General features: G+C 63.3%; 18 protein-coding genes and 1 riboswitch. Of the genes, 15 read left to right on the top strand and 3 right to left on the bottom strand.

Annotated features, from left to right (window positions below):
• The first annotated feature begins 1 nt into the window (after position 1).
• From ACWGS9_RS12615 to ACWGS9_RS12545, 15 genes are all read left to right on the top strand, one after another.
• Complete coding sequence (locus ACWGS9_RS12615; protein ID WP_454505554.1) at positions 2 to 1231, top strand: hypothetical protein; 1230 nt, start codon at positions 2 to 4, stop codon at positions 1229 to 1231.
• Entirely contained in the window at positions 1228 to 1980 is a 753-nt protein-coding gene (locus ACWGS9_RS12610) for an FkbM family methyltransferase (RefSeq protein WP_454505553.1), read from the top strand. Before ACWGS9_RS12615 ends, ACWGS9_RS12610 begins: the two co-directional genes overlap by 4 nt.
• 92 nt (positions 1981 to 2072) lie before the next feature.
• Positions 2073 to 2189: riboswitch (TPP riboswitch) on the top strand.
• A gap of 103 nt (positions 2190 to 2292) precedes the next feature.
• Positions 2293 to 4137 carry a phosphomethylpyrimidine synthase ThiC gene (thiC, locus tag ACWGS9_RS12605; protein ID WP_454505552.1) on the top strand — a complete coding sequence of 615 codons (1845 nt, stop codon included), beginning with the start codon at positions 2293 to 2295 and terminating at the stop codon, positions 4135 to 4137.
• Positions 4138 to 4140: 3 nt separating this feature from the next.
• A complete protein-coding gene (gene thiO, locus ACWGS9_RS12600; RefSeq protein ID WP_454505551.1) occupies positions 4141 to 5148 on the top strand; it encodes a glycine oxidase ThiO in 1008 nt (335 codons plus the stop codon).
• Positions 5117 to 5314: a sulfur carrier protein ThiS gene (thiS, locus tag ACWGS9_RS12595; protein WP_041003173.1), complete on the top strand. Its 198-nt coding sequence runs from the start codon at positions 5117 to 5119 to the stop codon at positions 5312 to 5314. The genes thiO and thiS overlap by 32 nt, the downstream gene beginning before the upstream one ends.
• Positions 5315 to 5317: 3 nt before the next feature.
• Complete coding sequence (locus ACWGS9_RS12590) at positions 5318 to 6091, top strand: thiazole synthase (RefSeq protein ID WP_454505550.1); 774 nt, start codon at positions 5318 to 5320, stop codon at positions 6089 to 6091.
• Complete coding sequence (locus ACWGS9_RS12585; protein ID WP_454505549.1) at positions 6088 to 6693, top strand: thiamine phosphate synthase; 606 nt, start codon at positions 6088 to 6090, stop codon at positions 6691 to 6693. The genes ACWGS9_RS12590 and ACWGS9_RS12585 overlap by 4 nt, the downstream gene beginning before the upstream one ends.
• Positions 6684 to 7463 (top strand): hydroxymethylpyrimidine/phosphomethylpyrimidine kinase, encoded by a 780-nt coding sequence (locus ACWGS9_RS12580; protein WP_454505548.1) that lies wholly within the window; start codon positions 6684 to 6686, stop codon positions 7461 to 7463. Before ACWGS9_RS12585 ends, ACWGS9_RS12580 begins: the two co-directional genes overlap by 10 nt.
• A gap of 145 nt (positions 7464 to 7608) precedes the next feature.
• Complete coding sequence (locus ACWGS9_RS12575) at positions 7609 to 10170, top strand: GcvT family protein (protein ID WP_454505547.1); 2562 nt, start codon at positions 7609 to 7611, stop codon at positions 10168 to 10170.
• A 106-nt stretch (positions 10171 to 10276) separates the two neighbouring features.
• Positions 10277 to 11095: a metalloprotease gene (locus tag ACWGS9_RS12570; RefSeq protein ID WP_454505546.1), complete on the top strand. Its 819-nt coding sequence runs from the start codon at positions 10277 to 10279 to the stop codon at positions 11093 to 11095.
• A 100-nt stretch (positions 11096 to 11195) separates the two neighbouring features.
• Entirely contained in the window at positions 11196 to 12137 is a 942-nt protein-coding gene (locus ACWGS9_RS12565; protein ID WP_454505545.1) for a phosphoribosylaminoimidazolesuccinocarboxamide synthase, read from the top strand.
• A gap of 77 nt (positions 12138 to 12214) precedes the next feature.
• Positions 12215 to 13063 (top strand): DUF1194 domain-containing protein, encoded by an 849-nt coding sequence (locus ACWGS9_RS12560; protein WP_454505544.1) that lies wholly within the window; start codon positions 12215 to 12217, stop codon positions 13061 to 13063.
• 107 nt (positions 13064 to 13170) lie between these two features.
• Positions 13171 to 14118, top strand: coding sequence for an ABC transporter substrate-binding protein (locus tag ACWGS9_RS12555; protein WP_454505543.1), 948 nt, complete (start codon positions 13171 to 13173; stop codon positions 14116 to 14118).
• Positions 14119 to 14181: 63 nt separating this feature from the next.
• Positions 14182 to 14958, top strand: coding sequence for an ABC transporter permease (locus ACWGS9_RS12550; protein WP_454505542.1), 777 nt, complete (start codon positions 14182 to 14184; stop codon positions 14956 to 14958).
• A complete protein-coding gene (locus ACWGS9_RS12545) occupies positions 14955 to 15746 on the top strand; it encodes an ABC transporter ATP-binding protein (protein WP_454505541.1) in 792 nt (263 codons plus the stop codon). Before ACWGS9_RS12550 ends, ACWGS9_RS12545 begins: the two co-directional genes overlap by 4 nt.
• Here ACWGS9_RS12545 and ACWGS9_RS12540 read toward each other — a convergent pair.
• From ACWGS9_RS12540 to ACWGS9_RS12530, 3 genes are all read right to left on the bottom strand, one after another.
• The gene (locus ACWGS9_RS12540) at positions 15743 to 15913 is read right to left on the bottom strand and encodes a hypothetical protein (protein WP_454505540.1); all 171 of its coding nucleotides are present in this window, start codon (positions 15911 to 15913) and stop codon (positions 15743 to 15745) included. The genes ACWGS9_RS12545 and ACWGS9_RS12540 overlap by 4 nt on opposite strands.
• A gap of 17 nt (positions 15914 to 15930) precedes the next feature.
• Positions 15931 to 16869, bottom strand: a complete 939-nt coding sequence (locus ACWGS9_RS12535; protein WP_454505590.1) for a GlxA family transcriptional regulator — start codon at positions 16867 to 16869, stop codon at positions 15931 to 15933.
• Between the two features lie 304 nt (positions 16870 to 17173).
• Entirely contained in the window at positions 17174 to 17308 is a 135-nt protein-coding gene (locus ACWGS9_RS12530; protein WP_095791071.1) for a hypothetical protein, read from the bottom strand.
• Positions 17309 to 17602 lie beyond the last annotated feature (294 nt).

Here is a 17602-nt window from a genome sequence, read left to right as displayed (position 1 = left end):
GATGCTGACCAGGCCGTCCGCTCCGACCAATCCGCTGGAACGGTTGACCGGCGCCGGTCTGGCGTGGGGCGAGGGGGCCTATGGGCGGTGGGCGGCATCGATCGGGGCGATTGCCTTCTCGGTCTATATCCTGCTCACCGCGGTGACTGCCTGGTTCATGCCCGACGCCAACTGGGACATGTTGCCCTATCTGGCGATCGCCGAGGAAGGCACCTTTCCCGATCAGCAGGCGCTGCATGACTATGCCTACAGCACGGTCAGGGAGGGCGTGTCGGCGAGCGATTACAAGACGCTGACCGACGATGGCGGCGGATTCCGCAGCCACATGGCCGAGAACGCCGCCGACTTCCATTCGCTGCTCGGCATGTACCGGATCAAGTTCCTGTACGCCGAAATCCTGTCCAGCCTCAGCCATGTCGTCTCGCCGGTCGATGCAATGCGGCTGGTGCAGGTGTTCTCGGTGCTTTTGTTCGGCGCCATCACGCTCGCCTGGCTGCGCGCGGAAGGCGCACTCGCGCTGGCGCCGGTCGTTGGCGCGGTCCTGATCATGGCCGATTTCGGTGACGCGGCGCGTGCCTCGACGCCCGATCTATTGTGCTCGGCGCTGTTCCTCGGCGGGCTCCTTGCCTATGTGCGCAAGCGCGAGGCGGCGACGGCGGTCCTGCTTTTCCTCGCTTTCATGGCCAGGCCCGACAACATCGTCTTCCTCGCCATCTTCGCCGTGCTGCTCGTCGCTTACCGCGAGAGGGCGTGGGGCGCGCTGGCCGGCTTCGCGGTATCCTTCATCGCCTATTTCGCCATTTCGCACTGGGCGCAGCATCCGGGCTGGTGGCCGCATCTGTGGTTTTCCAGCATCGAGCAGCACTACAACATGGACGGTTTCGAACCACCGTTCTCGGTGGTCGCCTATCTCAAGGCCTTCGCCGCTTCGGTGGTCCGCGCGATCAGCGTCAACAGCTGGGTTGGCGTGTCGGTATCGGCGCTGGCCGGATGGTATGGGCTCGAGCGTGCCGGCTTCCGGCTCGACCGCCGGGCGGGCATCCTGCTTGCGGCGCTTGTGCTTGGCGTGCTGGCAAAGTTCACGGTCTTCCCGATCCACGACACCCGCATCTACTTCCCCAATCTTCTGCCGCCCTTCCTGCTGCTGGCCGCGCCACTGATGGCGCTTTGGGCAGCAAGCCAGGGCGGGCGCCGCGCGGCGCTGCAGGTCATTCCCGGAGACAAGTCATGAACTCGCTTTCCAGCTTCGCGCGCGTCTTGCTCTCGCTCGGCCTTCCGGCAGGCCTGCTCGATCGCGGGCCGGCGTTGCACGGCACGAAGTTCCTGGCCAAGGCGGCGCTCAAGGCGCGTTTCGGCGGACGGCCGTTCCAGATGGTCAATGTCGGCGCCTGCGACGGCGCGCTGTTCGACGACGTGACGCCCTGGCTGCACCGCATTCCGGGCGCGCGCGCCATGCTGGTCGAGCCGATCCCCTACAACCAGAAGCGGTTGCGCGCCAATTACCCAGATACCAGCCGCTTCGTCATAGAACCGGTGGCGGTGACCAAAAGCAAGGGAACCATCACCGTCCACACCTTCGATGCTGCGGCGCTCGAGTCGGGCACGCTGCCGATTGAGTTCATCGGCTGCTCGTCGGTGACCGACACCAATTTGATGTCGGGCAAGAATGCGTGGGGCGAGGCGGACGCCAATTTCAACAGTTTCGCGCCGCATCTGAAGGACATCGAGGTGCCTTCGGAGACTTTGCAGACGCTGCTCGACCGCAACGGCATCGCTCATATCGACGCTTTCCTGGTCGACTGCGAAGGCGCCGACTGGATGGTGTTCGATCAGCTCGACCTGCAGCGCTACCGTCCCGGCATGATCAAGGTCGAAGTCGGCGCGCTGCCGGCCGCCGAGATCGGCCAGGTCGTGGTCAAGCTGAAGACCGCCGGCTACCAGGTCGGCTTCCAGGCCGAGGACGTCTGGGCGTTCGCCTGAGTTTCGTGGGCTGCCTTCTGTTCACGACGGCAATGAGCCGCAATTGCCGGCCGAATGCGCTTGACAAGATGGCGCCGGCCCGTTCAACCTGAGGCATTCACCAGGGGAGTCCCGGCAAGGGGCTGAGATACTGCTGGCTTTTGCGGCGCAGTGACCCGTTGAACCTGATCCAGTTCATACTGGCGTAGGGACGGTGCAAGCGCTTGGCGGGAGCTTATGCCCGAGGACCTGTCTCAAGCGGCAGGTCGAAGCGTCTTTTCATCCTTCCGGCACAGAACTGGGTCTCCAATGCAACGAGCAAAGGAGCCTCAAATGAATGCCTTGACCCCCACCGTGTCGACCGGACCGCTGCCGGCGTCGCGCAAGATCCACAAATCCGGCGTCCTCCATTCACAGATCAGGGTGCCCATGCGGGAGATCGCGGTCCACCCGACTGCCGGCGAGCCGCCGGTGACGGTCTACGATCCCTCAGGCCCCTATACCGACCCCGCGATTGAAACGGACATCGAAAAGGGTCTTGCCCGCCTTCGGCAGGACTGGATCGCCGCTCGCGGCGATGTCGTGCCCTATGATGGCCGCCATGTCAGGCCGGAGGACAACGGATTTGCGACAGGAGAGCGCCTGACTCGGGAATTTTCCGTCCGCAACCGCCCGCTGAGAGCAAAGACAGGCAAGGCGGTAACGCAGCTTGCCTATGCGCGCGCCGGAATCATAACGCCCGAGATGGAATTCGTGGCCATCCGCGAAAACCTTGGCCGCGAGATCGTGCTCGGCAGGCTGCAACAGGATGGCGAGGCGTTCGGCGCATCGATCCCGGATTTCGTCACACCGGAGTTCGTGCGCGACGAGGTGGCGCGCGGCCGCGCGATCATTCCTGCCAACATCAACCATCCCGAAAGCGAGCCGATGATCATCGGCCGCAACTTCCTGGTGAAGATCAACGCCAATATCGGCAATTCCGCCGTCACTTCCTCGATGGCCGAAGAGGTCGAAAAGATGGTCTGGGCCATTCGCTGGGGTGCCGACACGGTCATGGACCTGTCGACGGGCCGCAACATCCACAACATTCGCGAATGGATCGTGCGCAACTCGCCGGTGCCGATCGGCACGGTGCCGCTCTACCAGGCGCTGGAGAAAGTGGATGGCGTCGCCGAGGATCTGAGCTGGGAGGTCTATCGCGACACGCTGATCGAGCAGGCTGAGCAGGGGGTCGACTATTTCACCATCCACGCCGGTGTGCGGCTGCACTACATCCCACTGACGGTCGGACGGGTTACCGGCATCGTCAGCAGGGGCGGCTCGATCATGGCGAAATGGTGCCTGCACCATCATCGCGAAAGCTTCCTCTATGAGCATTTCGAGGAGATCTGCGACATCGCCAGAGCCTATGACGTCTCCTTCTCGCTCGGCGACGGCCTTCGTCCCGGCTCGATCGCCGACGCCAATGACCGAGCCCAGTTCGCCGAGTTGGAAACGCTTGGCGAATTGACGAAGATCGCCTGGGCCAAGGACTGCCAGGTGATGGTCGAGGGCCCTGGCCATGTTCCCATGCACAAGATCAAGCAGAATATGGACAAGCAGCTCGCCGTCTGTGGCGAAGCGCCATTCTACACGCTGGGGCCGCTGACCACGGACATAGCGCCGGGCTATGACCACATCACCTCAGGAATCGGCGCCGCCATGATCGGCTGGTTCGGCACGGCGATGCTGTGCTATGTGACGCCGAAGGAACATCTCGGCCTGCCGGACCGCAACGACGTCAAGACCGGCGTGATCACCTACAAGATAGCCGCGCACGCCGCGGATCTCGCCAAGGGGCATCCGGCGGCGAAGATCCGCGACGACGCGCTTTCGCGGGCGCGGTTCGAGTTCCGCTGGGAAGACCAGTTCAACCTGTCGCTCGATCCCGAGACGGCGCGCTCGTTCCACGACGAGACCTTGCCCAAGGAAGCGCACAAGCTGGCGCATTTCTGCTCGATGTGCGGGCCGAAATTCTGCTCCATGCGCATCTCCCACGACATTCGCGCCGAAGCCCAGAAGGAGGGGATGGCGGCCATGGCGGAGAAATATCGCGCAGGCGGCGATCTCTATATGCCCGTCGAAACGCCCGGGGCGGAAAAACAGGCTTTGGCGCAGAAAGATCAGGAGACGCGCTGAGCCATGCGCCGCGTCCTTGTCAAAGGCGCCGGTGTGGCAGGCCTCACCGTCGCCCATGAATTAGCTGTGCGGGGTGCGTCCGTCACGGTTGCTGAAGTTCGGAGCCAGATAGGCGGCAATGCCTCCTGGCTCGCCGGCGGCATGCTCGCCCCTTGGTGCGAACGCGAAAGCGCCGAGGAGGCCGTTACTACCCTGGGCAAGAATGCGGCCGACTGGTGGGAAAGGACACTGCCCGGTCACGTGAGAAGGGCCGGCACTCTCGTCGTCGCCCATGCGCGCGACGCCTTCGAGCTTGCCCGCTTTGCGACTCGCACGCGCAATCATGAGTCCGCCGACGAAAAGGCGATTGCCGGCCTCGAACCCGACCTTGCCGGTCGCTTTCGCCAGGGCCTGTTCTTTGCCGGCGAAGCCCATCTCGATCCCCGTCGGGTTCTCGAAGCCCTCGCCGGTAAACTGCGCGCGATGGGGGTCGTCTTCCTTTTCGAGGCGGGCGAGCTTGCCCTTTCCGGCTTCGATCAGGTGATCGACTGCACGGGCATCGCGCGAGCCGACGACGACTTGCGCGGCATGCGCGGCGAAATGCTGATCCTCCGCACGCAGGAGGTCTCGCTCGCCCGGCCCGTGCGTCTCCTCCATCCACGTCATCCGATCTACATCGTGCCGCGGGCCGATCATCACTTCATGGTCGGCGCGACCATGATCGAAAGCGACCACGACGGACCGATCACCGCCCGTTCGCTGATGGAACTCCTCAATGCGGCCTACGCGGTCCATCCGGCGTTCGGTGAGGCCGAAATCGTCGAGACAGGAGTGGGCGTGCGGCCCGCCTATCCCGACAATCTGCCGAGGGTGAAGCGTTGGAAGGACGGCGCGATCACGATCAATGGCCTCTACCGGCACGGTTTCCTGCTCTCACCGGCCATGGCCGAGCAGGCTGCTGGCCTTCTCTTCAATTCATCTGCCGACCGGGAGTCTGAAAATGAAGCTGATCGTCAATGGCGAAGCGCTTGAGGTCGAGGCGACGACGCTCGACGCCCTTTTGAAGGAGCTTGACTATGAGGGCGGCTGGCTCGCTACCGCGCTGAACGGCGATGTCGTGCCCGCGGCCGGACGGGCGGAATTCCGGTTGAGCGAGGGTGACCGGATCGAGATCCTGTCACCCATGCAGGGAGGCTAGCCGATGTTCGATCTTGTCGGGACAAAGCTAGCGTCGCGCCTGCTGCTGGGCACAGCCCAATATCCTTCGCCGGCGATCCTTGCCGATGCGGTCAAGGCGTCGGAGACCTCGGTGGTGACCGTGTCGCTGCGCCGTGAAATGGCCGGCGGCAGGGCCGGCGAGAAATTCTGGTCGCTGATCCGCTCGCTCGGCGTGAGGGTCCTGCCCAACACCGCAGGCTGCCATTCCGTGAAGGAAGCCGTGACGACGGCGAGGATGGCGCGCGAGGTCTTCGGAACGCCCTGGATCAAGCTCGAAGTCATCGGCAACCACGACACGCTGCAGCCCGACGTCTTCGGCCTGGTCGAGGCCGCGCGCATCCTTTGCGAGGACGGTTTCATCGTGTTCCCCTACACCACCGACGACCTTGTCGTCGCCGAGCGGTTGCTTGAGGCGGGCTGCAAGGTGCTGATGCCGTGGTGCGCGCCGATCGGTTCGGCGCTCGGGCCGGTCAACATCATGGCGCTGCGCTCGATGCGCGGGCATTTCCCCGACGTGCCGTTGATCGTCGATGCGGGGCTCGGACGGCCGTCGCACGCGGCAACCGTCATGGAACTCGGCTTTGACGCCGTGCTCCTCAACACGGCGGTCGCCAAGGCGGCCGATCCGGTGGGTATGGCGCGCGCTTTCAGCAAGGCGGTCGATGCCGGTCGCGAAGCCTATGGTTCGGGACTGCTCGAGCCGCGCGACGTCGCCGTGCCGTCGACGCCGACATTGGGCAGGGCGGTTTTTTCATGAAGCTCGATCCCTTCTACCTGATCGTCGACAGCGCCGCCTGGATCGAGCGGCTGGTGCCGCTCGGCGTCAGGCTGGTGCAACTCCGCATCAAGAATATGGACGAGGACGGGCTGCGCGCGGAAATCCGCAAAGCGAAAGCCTTGTGCGCCCGACACCATTGCCAGCTCATCGTCAACGATCATTGGCGGCTGGCGATCGAGGAGGGCTGCGACTTCGTACATCTCGGCCAGGAGGATCTCCAGACTGCCAACCTCCTCGAGATACAGACGGCCGGCATCAGGCTCGGATTGAGCACCCATGATCATACCGAACTGGAGACTGCCATGGCAGCCGGGCCCGACTATGTCGCGCTGGGTCCGGTCTATCGGACCATCCTGAAGAAGATGAAATGGGCGCCGCAGGGGCTCGAAAGGATCCGGGCGTGGAAGGATAGAGTCGCGCCTATTCCGCTGATCGCCATCGGCGGCCTCAATCCCGAGCGGCTCGATGGCGTTTTCGGGGCCGGCGCCGACAGCGCGGCGGTGGTGACGGACGTAACGCTGAACCCGGATCCCGAGGCGCGTACCAGGGAATGGATCGAAAAGACGGAGCAATGGCGCTGAAGCAAGACCCGCATGTGCTTGTCGTTGGCGGATCGGATTCCAGCGGAGGTGCCGGGATTGCGCGCGACATCGAGACGATCTCTGCCATCGGCGTGCGTACCTGCGTTGCCATCACCGCGGTAACGGTGCAGACACACGACGCCGTCGGGGATATCCGTCATATGCAGCCTGGTCTTGTGGCCGATCAAATGCGGGCCGCGTTGCGGGCCAACGAGGTGGCGGCCATCAAGATCGGCATGCTCGCAACCGCGCAGATCATCGCTGCGGTCGCCACCGTGCTGCGCGAAAATCCGCGGATACCGGCAGTGCTCGATCCGGTGCTGGCCTCCTCGTCCGGCAGGCCGCTGCTGCAAGCGCGCGCGATCGGCGTCATGAAGCGTGATCTCATGCCGCTCTGCCGTCTCGTCACGCCAAACCTCATAGAGCTGGCGATCCTGACGGGATCGGAACTGGCCGGAGACGACGATGATGCGCTGCGGCAGGGAAGGCGATTGCTCGCGGCCGGGCCGCCGGCGCTGCTCATCAAGGGCGGCCATGCGGCGGGACCCAGATCGACGGATATCCTGTTGAGCTTGGAGCAGGAGCCCATCCGCCTCGACATGCCCAGGCTTGCCGGATCGATGCGCGGGACCGGCTGCATGCTGGCCAGCGCAATCGCGGCGCGTCTGGCCGGTGCGAAGCCGCTCGAGGACAGTGTGCGCGAAGGCAAGCGGCTTGTCTTCGAGAAGTTCCTGCAGAGTTTCGAGCGCGAATCCGGCTCCGGCGCATAGGGAAATCCTCACCGGTGACACCCCGGGCGAGACGCGTTCGGCCGTCAGGGTCGCTCGGCCTTTTCCCAATGTCGCAAACAGGCTTCAATCACCCTACCGCTCGGCCCTATAGTCCGCGCGCTTTACCACTTGGGAGTCGCGGGTCATGGCAGAGTTTCCGAAAAAGGCGAAGGTCGTCATCGTCGGTCTGGGCGGTATTGTCGGCGCATCGGTCGCCCATCACCTGATCGAGCGCGGCTGGGACAATATTGTCGGTATCGACAAGTCGGGCATTCCGACCGATATCGGCTCGACGGCGCACGCTTCGGACTTCTGCTACACAACCAGCCATGACTTTCTCTCGTGCTGGACAACGCTCTACTCCATCGATTTCTACGAGAAGATGGGCCACTACGCGCGCGTTGGCGGCCTCGAGGTCGCGCGCGTCGGCGACGATGCCCGCATGGACGAGATCAGGCGCAAGATCGCCTCGGCCAAATCCTTCGGCACCCGCGCGCGGCTGGTCGAGCCGGCTGAGATCAAGCAGAAATTCCCGCTGATCGAGGAGCATCTGGTGCAGGGCGGTCTCTGGGACCCCGACGCCGGCCTCGTCATTCCGCGTTCTCAGACGGTTGCCGGCAAGCTCGTCGACCAGGGTGTCGCATCGGGCAAGCTCCAGGCCTTCGCCAACACCTCGGCCAAGTCGCTGATCGTCGAGGACGGGCGCATCAAGGGCGTGGTGACCGAGCGCGGCACGATCGAGGCCGACTATGTCGTCGTCTGCACCGGCATCTGGGGCCGGCTCACCGCGGCGCTGGTCGGCGAAGACCTGCCCGTCATGCCGATCGACCATCCGCTCACCTTCTTCGGCCCCTACAACGAGTTCGCCGGCACCGGCAAGGAGATCGGCTGGCCGTTGCTGCGCGACCAGGGCAACTCGGCCTATATGCGCGACACCGGCGACCCCAAGACCGCCGAGGGCGGTCAGATCGAATGGGGCTATTACGAGGAGAACAATCCGCGCCTGTGCCATCCGCGCGATCTCCTGGAAAAGGATCAGGCACGGCTGTCGCCGTCGCAGCGCGACCTCGACATGGAGCAGATCATGGCGCCGCTGGAGCGCGCCATGGAGCTGACGCCGATCCTGGGCGAGCTCGGCTACAACGAAGGCCATTCCTTCAACGGCCTGCTGCAGGTGACAACCGATGGCGGCCCGTCCATGGGCGAAAGCCAGAAGGTGAGGGGCCTGTGGTACGCCGTCGCCATCTGGGTCAAGGACGGCCCCGGCATGGGCAAGCTGATCGCCGACTGGATGACCGACGGCCGCACCTCGATCGACCATCACGCCATCGACTATTCGCGCTTCTACCCGCACCAGACGCAGGAACAGTTCATCTGGGATCGCTGCACCGAGACGGCGATGAAGGTCTACAATCCGGCGGTGCATCCGCGCGAGCCATTCTCCAAGGGCCGCAACATCCGCCGTTCGCCGTTCTGGGAGCGCGAGAAGGAACTCGGCGGCTATTTCATGGAACTGGGCGGCTGGGAGCGTGCCCACGGCTACGCCGCCAACGAGCATCTCTTGGAAAAATACGGCAACCGCGTGCCGGTGCGCGAGAACGAATGGGACAACCGCCATTTCTGGCGCGTCTCCAATGCCGAGCACCTGGCGATGAGCGAGGATTGCGGCATCGTCAATCTCTCGCATTTCTCGATGTATGACGTCGAAGGGCCCGACCATGTGGCGCTGCTGGAATGGCTGTGCGCGGCCAAGATCGGCGGCGACAACAATATCGGCAAGGGCATCTACACCCACTTCCTCGACGAGGAAGGCATGGTGCGCGCCGACTTCACCGTTATCCGCATGGCCGACCGCTGCCGCGTGATCGACGGCGCCGATGCCGGTCCGCGCGACTTCCGCTATATCCAGCGCACCGCGCAGGACAAGGGTTTTGACGCCACCGTCACCGACGTGACCGAGAAGTACGTCACCATCGGCATCTGGGGTCCGAATGCGCGCACGACCCTGCAGAAGGTGGTCGAGAATCCGGACGGCCTTTCAGTCGAGAACTTCCCGTTCGCGGCGATCAAGCCGATCCGCATCGGCGGCAAGGACGTCACCGCCTTCCGCATCTCCTATGTCGGCGAGCAGGGCTGGGAACTGCATATGCGCTACGAGGACGGGCTTGCCGTCTGGGACGCGCTGCGCTCGACCGGCGTCATGCCGTTTGGCGTCGAGACCTATGCCAACACGCGCCGCATGGAAAAGAGCCTGCGGCTGCAGAACGCCGATCTGCTTACCGAGTACAATCTGCTCGAGGCCGACCTTGCCCGCCCGAAGGTCAAGGAGAACGACTTCTGCGGCAAGGCCAAGCATCTGGAATATCGCGCGCGCGAGCACCAGCCGGCGATGCTGTGCACGCTGGTGATGACCGCGAACACCGATGCCAAGGGCGTCGCGCGCTATCCGGTCGGCATCATGCCGGTGCAGGACCCCGCGACCGGCGAGACGCTGGTCGACGAGTTCGACCGCCGCTCCTTCACCACTTCGGTCGCCTACGGTCCGACGATCGGCAAGAACATCGCGCTTGCCTATCTGCCCTGGGCCTATGCCCAGGAGGGCCGCAAGCTCAATGTCGAATATTTCGGCGAGACCTATCCGGTCGAGGTCGCCGGTGTCGGCTACAAGCCGCTCTACGACCCGGAGAACCTCAAGCCGCGCAGCTGAGATTGCAAGCGCAAAAGCCAGAATGCAAAAGCCCGGCTTCAGTCGGGCTTTTTTCTTTTGCGCGGCAAGATTCTCGCATAGCGTTGCGTCGGGCGGAGTGGGCATCGTGCAACGGTTCGGCTGGGACAGGAAGAACGACGCGTTCGTCTTCAGGATGAAGGGAAACATTCCCGTTCAAGTCAGCTGGACTTTTGCCATTCCCGCCACCCTGCCGTTCCTGCATGAATGGTCGACCCGTCCCAAGAGCGCGCTGACTCATACCGCCATATTTGGGGTGCTTTTGTTCCTGTCGGTGTTTCTGCATGAGCTTGGCCATGTGTGGGCGGCGCGGCGGCGCGGCATCGGCACCGAAAGGATAGACCTCTACCTCTTCGGTGGGATTGCCTGGTTCAAGCGCGGTGCAGCCTCGCGGTATGGCTGGGCCTGGATCGCCTTCGCCGGGCCTTTGGTAAACATCATCCTGGCGGCGGGCCTTGCCGCTTCCTATTACCTTTTGGCCCGGTCCTCGTTGTCTGTCGAGGTGGACGGCTTTTTCAATTCGCCTCCGCCGAGGCCGGACAGTCTTGTGGAGTGGACGCTATGGCTTGGCGCATTGTTGAATACGGTTCTGGCCGCGCTCAATCTTCTCCCGGCCTATCCGCTCGATGGCGGCACGATCGCCAGGCATCTGCTTGCGCCGCGCTTTGGAGCAGACACTGCCGCACGGATCGTCGGCTTCTGCGGCGTCGTCCTTTCGATCCTGCGCTTCGCAGTCATTCTCCCTGCGGCAACAGCCGGAATCCTGCTCTGGATTCCGCCGTCCTTCCGGCCGAACTGGCGGGTGTTTCGCGCTACCGGCAAGAAGCCCGTCTCACAGCTTCCGCCGGCTGAGCCTGCCGATAAGGTGGAATGGCGCGGCAAAGGCGGGTGGCCTGTCAAAAAGTGATGCGCGGCCAAACAGTCTGAACAACTGACGCTTCGGCTTGATGTGCGCGAGGCCAACAGCTTATGTGACCCGTAAGAAGCCCGCGAAAGCAACACGCCCAATGCGCATCCTGTCCGACGCCTTCATTCCCGAACTTCCCAATCGCTACAATGGCAAGGTGCGCGAAAATTACGACCTGCCGGACGGGCGGCGCATCATCATCGCTACCGATCGTCTAAGCGCGTTCGACACGATCCTGGCCTCGATCCCTTTCAAGGGGCAGGTCCTGACCCAGACAGCGCGCTACTGGTTCGAGGAAACCGCCGACATCTGTCCCAACCACGTGCTGGAATATCCCGACCCCAATGTCGTCGTCGGCACGCGGCTCGACATGCTGCCGGTCGAGATCGTGGTGCGCGGCTATCTGGCGGGGACCACCAGCACCTCGATCCTGACCAAGTACAGGAAAGGCGAACGAAGCTTCTACGGGCATAGTTTTCCGGATGGTCTGCGCGACAATGAAAAGCTGCCCTTGGCGATCATCACCCCCACCAGCAAGGCCGCCAGCGGCGGCCACGATGAGCCGCTGTCGGAAGCCGAGATCATCGAACAGGGGCTGCTCACGCAGGCGCAGTGGGACGCCGTATCGCGCTATGCCCTGGATCTGTTCGCCCGTGGCCAGCAGCGTGCCGCCGAACGCGGCCTGATCCTCGCCGACACCAAATATGAATTCGGGATCGCGCCGAATGGCGCCCTCGTGCTTGCGGACGAAATCCATACGCCCGACAGCAGCCGCTATTGGATCGCGGCGAGTTACAATGAGGCGTTCGAAAGCGGCGGGCGACCGCAGAGTTTCGACAAGGATTTCATCCGGTCGTGGGTGTCAGCGCGCTGCGATCCCTACAAGGACCCGATCCCGAGGATCCCGGACGAGATCGTCAATCAGGCCTCGGCGGTCTATATCCAGGCCTATGAAGCCATCACGGGCGCAAAATTCGTGCCTGACCTCTCCGGAGACAGCGTGCTGGAACGCATCCGTTCGAATCTCGCGCGGTACTTCTAAAGGGCCGCGCCGGCGGAAATCCGATGCCCGGGAATTCCCGGCTTTTGCCCGCGGCGATTTTCGCCTAACCTTGTCCCATGTCTGCTTATGCCCGCGCCAGGCATATCGTCTCAGGCAGTGCCGCGCTGGCGCTGGCGCTTTGGCTGACACCGGCAGCTTCTCCCGCCGAGCCGGTCGATGTCGAACTGGTGCTGGCGGTCGATGTTTCGCTCTCCATGTCGCCGGCCGAGCTGGAGATCCAGCGTCACGGCTACGCTGCGGCGCTCACTCATGACAATGTGCTGAAGGCCATCGCCGACGGCGCCAATGGCAAGATCGCCGTCACCTATGTCGAATGGGCGGGCACGACATGGCAGCGGGTGATCGTGCCGTGGACGGTGATCGCGAACCGAGCCGATGCCGAGAAAGTGGTGGCGCAACTCAATGCGCGCCCGCCGGACAGCGCCCGGCGGACCTCGATCTCCGGCGCGCTGACCTTCGGCAGCGACCTGTTCGCCGAAAGCGGCTTTCAGGGTCCGAAGCGCGTCATCGACGTTTCGGGCGACGGGCCCAACAACCAGGGCGCCCCTGTCGACCTCACGCGCGACGAGGTGGTCAAGCAAGGCATCACCATCAACGGACTGCCGCTGATGACGCGGGGCGGGTTCAGCAGCGCCTTCGATGTCGCCAATCTCGACCGCTACTACAGCGACTGCGTCATCGGCGGACCGGGCGCCTTCATGATCCCGGTCAACGACTGGACGCAGTTTGCAGAAGCGATCCGCCGCAAGCTGGTGCTCGAGCTTGCCGGTCCCGCTTCGCCGCGATGGGCGGCGGAAGAGGCCGCGCATCCGCCGGTCGTGTTCGCCGACGACAAGCCGGCCACCGACTGCCTGGCCGGCGAGAAGATGTGGCGCAACCGCAGCTGGGGGCTGGATACCCACTGAAACGCGAAGCCGGATTGGACCATCGTCCAGTGCGGGCTCCGCTTCATTGACAAGCCTTTTGGCGTCTGTGAGACAATCTGTTTCTCATCACATAAAGGGGAACCACAATGAACAGGACCACCATTTTCGCGGCGGCGCTGACGGCCGCCTTGCTCAGCGCGCCGGCGATGGCCGCAACGTCGCTCACGATCGGCATCAGCGGCTGGACCGGTTTTGCGCCGCTGACTTTGGCCAAACAGGCCGGGCTTTTCGAAAAGCACGGGCTCGACGTCACGCTCAAGAAAGTGCCGCAGGCAAGCCGCCCGCTGGCCATCGCCAGCGGCGACCTGCAATGCGCGGCGACCACGGTCGAGACCTGGATGGTGTGGAATGCCAGCGGCGTCACCACCAAGCAGATCTTCCAGCTCGACAAATCCTACGGCGCCGACGGCATCGTCGTGCGCAACGACATCAAGACCGTCGCCGATCTCAAAGGCAAGAATGTCGCGTCCTCGGCGCCCGGCACCTCGCCCTATTTCATGCTCGCCTGGGTGCTCAACAAGAACGGCATGTCGACCAAGGACGTGACGGTCGTCAATCTGGAGCCGGATGCGGCGGCACAAGCCTTCCTGGCCGGCCAGAACGATGCCGCCGTCACCTATGAGCCGTTCATTTCGGCGGTCCGCGACAAAACCGACCAAGGCCATATCCTGGCGACCACGCTCGACTATCCGATGGTGTTGGACACGGTCGGCTGCACGCCCGATTTCCTTAAGGCCAATCCCGATGCGGCCAAGGCGCTCGCCGACAGCTATTTCGATGCGCTCGACATGATCAAGAAGGACCCGCAGAAATCCTTTGAGATCATGGGCGCGGACGTGAAGCAGTCGGCCAAGGAGTTCGAGGACTCGGCGAAATACCTGAAATGGGCCGACAAGGCGGAGAACAAGCAGTTCTTCACCAAGGATTTCCAGGATTTTTCCAAGACCGCGGCCGACCTGCTGCTGCAGATGGGGCTGATCAAGGAAGTGCCGGATGTGACGACGCTCGCCGACACCAGCGCGGTCAACAACTGATCGCACGTCTTCCTGCAGGCGGCGGCGATAGGCCGCCGTCCTTCTCTTCAAGGACAGTCTCTGATGCTGCGTCCCTTGCATCCCGTTGCGCCGGGCACGCGAACCGTGCTCGGCATCGCCTTCTTTGTGCTGTTCGTGGCGTTCTGGGCGTGGATCACGCTCGGCGGCCATGTGAACCGGATCTTTCTCGCCGATCCGCTGTCGATGCTGAAGGATGGCTGGCGGCTGCTCACCGAGGATCGTTTCTGGCTCGACATATTGATCACCATCTGGCGCGTCTTCGGGGGCTTCGTGCTGGCTTCGATCGTGGCGGTGCCGATCGGTATCGCCATGGGCGCCTGGAAGCCGGTCGAAGCCTTCCTCGAACCGTTCGTATCCTTCGCCCGCTATTTGCCGGCATCTGCCTTCATCCCGCTGCTCATCCTGTGGGCCGGCATCGGTGAATTCGAAAAGCTGCTGGTGATCTTCGTCGGCTCGGTGTTCCAGATCATTCTGATCATCGCGGTCAAGGTCGGCGGCACGAGGCGGGACCTGGTCGAGGCCGCCTATACGCTGGGGGCGGCCGACAACGGCATTGTCAAGCGCGTCATCATGCCGGCCAACGCGCCGGAGATCGCCGAAACGCTGCGGCTGGTGCTTGGCTGGGCCTGGACCTATGTGATCGTCGCCGAGCTGATCGGCTCGTCGTCGGGCATCGGCTACATGATCATCAACAGCCAGTCGCGGCTGGCGACGGGGCAGATCATCTTCGGCATCATCGTGATCGGGCTGATCGGGCTTTTGTCCGATTTCGCCTTCAAGGCGCTCAACCGCTGGCTCTATCCATGGAGCCTGGCGTGAGCAAGCTTCTGATCGAAGGCGTTTCGCGGACCTTTGCAGGGGTCAGGGGCGGGCAGCCGGTACAGGCGCTGCAGCCGGTTGAGCTGTCCGTCGCGGCCAATGACTTCATCACCATCCTGGGGCCGTCCGGCTGCGGCAAGTCGACATTGCTGCGGATCGTCGCCGGACTGGAGGCGCCGAGCACGGGTCGCGTGCTGCTGGACGGCAAGGCGGTCACCCGGCCGGGACCGGACCGCGGCATGGTGTTCCAGTCCTATACTTTGTTTCCCTGGCTGACGGTTGCCGAAAACATCGGCTTCGGCCTGCGTGAACGCAGCATGCCAGAGCGCGAGCGCACCGAGATCGTCGCTTCCTACGTCGATCTCGTCGGCCTCAAAGGTTTCGAGAACCATTGGCCGAAGCAGCTGTCGGGCGGCATGCAGCAGCGTACGGCGATCGCGCGGGCTTTAGCCAACGATCCGGCGATCCTGTTGCTCGACGAACCTTTCGGCGCGCTGGACAATCAGACGCGCGGGCTGATGCAGGAATTGCTGCTCGGCATATGGGAGCGGCGCAAGAAGACGGTCCTGTTCGTCACCCACGACATCGAGGAGGCGATCTTCATGGCGTCGCGGGTGATCGTGATGAGCGCTCGGCCCGGTCGCATCAAGTCGGACGTGCCGGTCGACCTGCCGCATCCGCGCCACTATACGCTGAAGACCAGCCCGGAATTCTCGGCGCTCAAGGCGCAGCTGACCGAAGACATCCGCGTCGAGGCGATGCGGACGGCGCAGACGCAACCCGCTTAGGCTGTATCGTGACCTGAAAAGATGCTCCGCTCGCTTAGTAAGCGATTTAGGCGCGGGAGATCGCGCTTCGGGGTATCCAGCGCCGCCAGGAAGGCTATCCATTTTTCAGCATGGAAGCTGTGACGGTCGGCCAGCGTATCGGCAACTGGCGTAGTGCTGGCGGTCATGCGCCACCTCTATCAGGCTACGCCGCCAGCAATTGCTTGCGGTCGACGCGCTCCTGCTGCGGCGAACGGGCGTAGAGCTCGCGGTAGCATTTGGAGAAATGCGAGGCGGAGACGAAGCCGCAGGCGACGGCCACCTCGACCACCGGCATCGACGACTGGATGAGCAGGTGCCTGGCGCGGTCGAGCCGGATCTCCAGATAGTAGCGGGCAGGGGAGCGGCCCATCTCGGTGCGGAACAGGCGTTCGATCTGCCGGCGGGAAAGATCGACATGGTCGGCGATCTCGATCAGCGACAGCGGCTCGGAAAGGTTCGCCTCCATCAGCTCGATGATGGTGAGCACTTTGGAGTTCTGCACGCCGAGGCGGGCGCGCAGCGGCAGGCGCTGGCGGTCGGTCGGGCTGCGCACGCGGTCGGTCAGCACCTGCTCGCAGACGCGGTTGACGAGGCTCTCGTCGAAATCGTCGCCGATCAGCTTCAGCATCATGTCGAGCGCGGCGGTGCCGCCGGCGCAGGTGTAGACGTTCTGATCGATCTCGAAGAGGTCGGCAAAGACATTGGCTTTCGGGAAGGCCTCGGAGAAGCCCGGCAGGTTCTCCCAATGGATGGCGCAGCGCTTGTTGGACAAGAGGCCGGCGGCGGCCAGGATATGCGCGCCGGTGCACAGGCCGCCGACGGCGACGCCGCGATTATACTCCTCGCGCAGCCAGGCGAAGGCCGACTTGTTGTGGTAGCGCTCGACATTGATGCCGCTGCAGACGATTGCCATGTTCGGCCTGTCCGGCCCGGCCATCTTCTTGCGTTCTTCCTCAAGCGAGGTGTTGACGGCGCATTCGACGCCGTTCGAGGCGCGCACCGGCTTGCCGTCGATGCTGGCCAGACGCCAGCGATAGGCTTCGTAGCCGAGCATCCGGTTTGCCGAACGCAGCGGGTCGAGCGCCGTGGCGAAGGCGATCATGGTGAAATCAGGAATAAGGAAGAACACAAACGATCTCTTGATCGCATGCTTTACGGCATTCACGGGGTAACCTCACGCTGCCATGACGCGAACAGGATGTCGCGAACAGCACAGCGACATCAGGAAAAACCATTCCTGTCAATCGGGTAGGCGGCTAAGTGAAGATTAAATTTGCGACACGGGTCGCAAATGGGCAATTCGTGCAACCGCAGCGGGCCGCTTCAGGGACGACGCGTGCCGGCGCCCAAACCAAAACGCCGCCTCGCGAAGCCGGGCGGCGTTGAATTCAGTAAACCGATTTGTCTCAGGCGACGAAGCCGAGGCGGGCAGCGGCCATGGCGCCGGTCTGGCCGGGCATGGTCTTGGCAAGGCGCTGACGCTCGAGAGCGGTCGTCAGGTTCATTTCGCGGCGGGTGAACAGGCGGGCAAAAAGCTTCATCATCATCTCCATTTGGTTGCTCAGACGGGTCGCCTTCGCTTAAGGAGTGGGGCAGCTCGTTTGCTGACGCTGATATAGGCTCGCTTCAGCAAAAACTAAATCGCAAAAACGAAGCGCTTGACATGAAAAGCGACATGAGTTGCGACATTTTTGGGCCGTATGCCCAAAATTTCCTATCATTTACAATGATTTAATTCACAAATTAACCCGCTATGCGATTGGTTCATATGCGTCATGCAGCGGCCGCATGGCTGGAAAAGTCGTTTGAATGCAAACAAAAAGGCCTGCCGAGCT

The sequence above is a fragment of the Mesorhizobium sp. Arg314 genome (genome assembly GCF_053714275.1).
This window is presented reverse-complemented; position numbering and strand designations above follow the sequence as displayed.